This window comes from Gemmatimonas sp. (genome assembly GCF_044345575.1).
In the GTDB taxonomy this organism is placed as follows: Bacteria; Gemmatimonadota; Gemmatimonadetes; order Gemmatimonadales; family Gemmatimonadaceae; genus Gemmatimonas.
Genome location: NZ_JBIJAW010000386.1, coordinates 1 through 3,012 on the forward strand (window position 1 = coordinate 1; position 3,012 = coordinate 3,012).

2 protein-coding genes are annotated in these 3,012 nt (G+C 66.3%); one reads left to right on the top strand and one right to left on the bottom strand.

All coding sequences use genetic code 11. The features are described 5' to 3' along the window. On the top strand, positions 1-1,507 hold a 1,507-nt coding region (locus tag ACIQ6O_RS15530), incomplete at its 5' end, for a PQQ-binding-like beta-propeller repeat protein (RefSeq protein ID WP_396208686.1). A gap of 73 nt (positions 1,508-1,580) precedes the next feature. On the opposite strand, the gene ACIQ6O_RS15535 is transcribed toward ACIQ6O_RS15530, so the two are convergent. Beyond that, complete coding sequence (locus ACIQ6O_RS15535; RefSeq protein WP_396208687.1) at positions 1,581-2,621, bottom strand: hypothetical protein; 1,041 nt, start codon at positions 2,619-2,621, stop codon at positions 1,581-1,583. Positions 2,622-3,012 lie beyond the last annotated feature (391 nt).

Genomic DNA, 3,012 nt, shown 5'->3' on the forward strand with positions numbered 1-3,012 from the left:
GAAGATCGGCGCCGACGGCACGGTCGGTATCCTGAGCCAGATCGCCGCGAGCTCGCCGCCGATGGTCGTGGGCAATGTACTCATCGTGGGCAACTCGTCGATCCACGGCTACTACCCCATCCGCGCGTCGAACCCGATCGGCACGATCCGCGCGTTCGACATTCCCACGGGCAAGCTGCTGTGGAAGTTCAACCTCGTGCCGCAGCCCGGTGAGTTCGGCGCCGACACGTGGAAGAACGGCTCCAAGGAAGGCACGAAGGGCGTGGGTAAGACCGACGCGTGGGCGCCGTACGCGGCCGACGAAGCGCTCGGCACCGTGTACATCCCCGTGGGCATGCCGCTCATGGACGAATACGGCGGACATCGCCCGGGCGACAATCTCTTCGGCAACTCGCTCGTCGCGCTCGATGTGAAGACGGGCAAGCGGAAGTGGCACTTCCAGATGGTGCACCACGACATCTGGGACTACGACACCCCGATGGCGCCCAACCTCATGGACGTCACCATCGACGGCAAGCCGCGCAAGGTCGTCGCGCAGCCCACGAAGCAGGGGTGGCTGTACGTGTTCGATCGCATCACCGGCCAGCCCATCTGGCCGATGCCGGAAATGCCGGTGCTCAAGAGCGGTGTGCCGGGTGAAGAGTCAGCGCCCACGCAGCCCATTCCCACCAAGCCCGCGCCGTACGCGCAGCAGGGCCTCGTGGAGGCCGACCTCATCGACTACACGCCGGCCATTCGCGACTCGGCGCTCGTGCTCGCGAAGCGGTGCCGCATGGGTCCGTACTACATCCCGCCCGCTGCGGCCGACGGAAAGGATGCCTCGGGCTACAAGTGCGCGTGGTACGCGCCGGGCGCGAGCGGTGGTGTGAACATCGACGGTGGCGCTACGATCGACCCGGAAACGGGGAAGATCTTCGTGGCGAGCATCACGGGGCTCAGCACCACCACGCTGCTCAACGACCCGTGCAGTGAGTTCGCGTACAGCTCGCCGGCCAGCAACTGCGGCCTGCTGGGCGCGCTTCCCACGCCGGAAGGCTACAAGAAGCCGGAGAACGTAGGCTTCGGTGGCCGCGCGTCAGGCTCGATGATCGGCGGTATCTCCATCGCCAAGCCCAAGGAGCACGGCGGCATCACCGCGTACGATCTCAAGTCGGGTGACAAGGCCTGGTGGGCGCCCAACGCGGGCTTCATCAAGCAGACGAGCCGCGATCCGCTCTTCGCGGGCGTGACGCTGCCGCCGCTGCCGGGCCGTGGGCAGGCGCAGGCGATCACCACCAAGACGCTCGTGATTTACGGCACCGGCCGCAGCGGCGGTCTGCCGGGTGAGCCGCCCAAGCTGTTCGCGCTCGACAAGAACACCGGCAAGACCGTGGCCACCGTGCAGATCCCCGCCAAGACCACCGCCGTGCCGATGACGTTCCTGCACAAGGGACAGCAGTACATCGTGTTCGCGACCGGCGCGGAGGAGAATACGAGCCTGGTGGCGATGAAGTTGCCGAAGAAGTAAGGTCGGAAATCGCGATGGGGCTGAGGAGTTTGTCGACTACAAACTCCTCAGCCCCACACGCGATATCAGCCCCTCACTTCTTCCGTTCGTACCGCTTCAGCGCCTTCTGCCCGACCTCGGCGCCGTAGATGTTGCCCGCCGCATCGACAGCGACCCCTTCGGCGCTGCTGGTGCTGGCGGGTTTTGCTTCGGGGTCGGGAATGAACGCCGTCACGTCGCCCGTCTTGGCGCTGCCAATGCGAATGCCGCGCGTCCACGCGCCATGCGGCGGATTCACCGAGCCGCTCTCCGAGTCGGCCACGTAGATCATGTCGTTCTTGTCGATCCAGATGCCGCTGGGCCGGCTGAACTGATACCACGTCTCGAGGATCTTGAAGTCGCGATCCACGATGAGAATGCGGTCGTTGCCGCGGTCGCCGATGAAGAGGCGTCCCTTGCTGTCGAAGGCGAGCGCGTGCGGCTGATCGAGCTGCCCCTCACCCTTGCCCCAGGTGCCCCACGTCTTCTTGAGGGCGCCGGCCTTGTCGAACACGAGCACGCGCGCGTTCGCACCGGCGCGCGACGAATGGCCCTCGGCCACGTAAATGTCGCCATTGGCCGCGGTCACGATGGCGTTGGGCTGCCAGAAGAACGCCGAGTCGCGGCCGCCGCCGGGGGCACCGAGCGACATGAGGTGCGTGCCGGTGGGGCTGAACTTGTGGATCTGGTGTCCCTTGCCGGCGGGCGCCTGCGTGGCGCCGAGCGTGCAGGCGCAGTCCACCACCCAGATGTTGCCGTCGCGGTCCACGTGAATGCCGTGCGGCGAGAGGATCATCCCCGCGCCGAACGACGCCACCAGCTTTCCGGCGGCATCGAACTTGAGTACGGGCGCGAGCTGCGATCCGGCGCAGTTGTTCACACTGCAGCGTTCGGCGACCCAGATGTGCTTGCCGTCCTTGTCGATGGCGACGGCACTGGTGGAGCCCCACGTGCGACCGTCGGGGAGCTTAGCCCATCCCTCGACGGTGGTGTAGGGGTTGGGCTTGTCGTTGACCGGGGGCATCGTGGGCGACGATTGCGCCGCGAGCACGAAGGGCGTGGCCGCGAGGGCGGCGAAGAGGGAAGGTGTGCGCATGCGCGAAAAGTGCACCGCGAAACGGCGGGACCGCAAACGGCGGTTGACTGCAAACGGCGGTTGACTGCAAACGGCGCGGAACCGCAGACGGCAGACGGCAGGAACTACAGCACGCAGTGCCGGAGGAATATGGAAAGCGGCGGTCGGCGCGATGCGCCGCCGCCGATTTCCCTACCGCAAAGGAAATCGGGCGCGACCGCTTTGCGGCGCGCCCGTTCTTCCGAAATCCTCCGGAACTGCGTGCTGTAGCTCCTGCTGTCTGCCGTCTGCTGGTAGTCGCCCACGAGTGGAAAAGGCGATCAAGGCAATCAGCGCTACACCGATAGGGACGCCCCCGTCATCACGCCGACCGCCTCCGCCATCGTGATCTCCGTCTTGTTCACCAGCGCCG

Excerpts from the sequence above, each read along its gene's own strand:
- ACIQ6O_RS15535 (WP_396208687.1), bottom strand. The coding sequence starts at position 2,621 with ATGCGCACACCTTCCCTCTTCGCCGCCCTCGCGGCCACGCCCTTCGTG.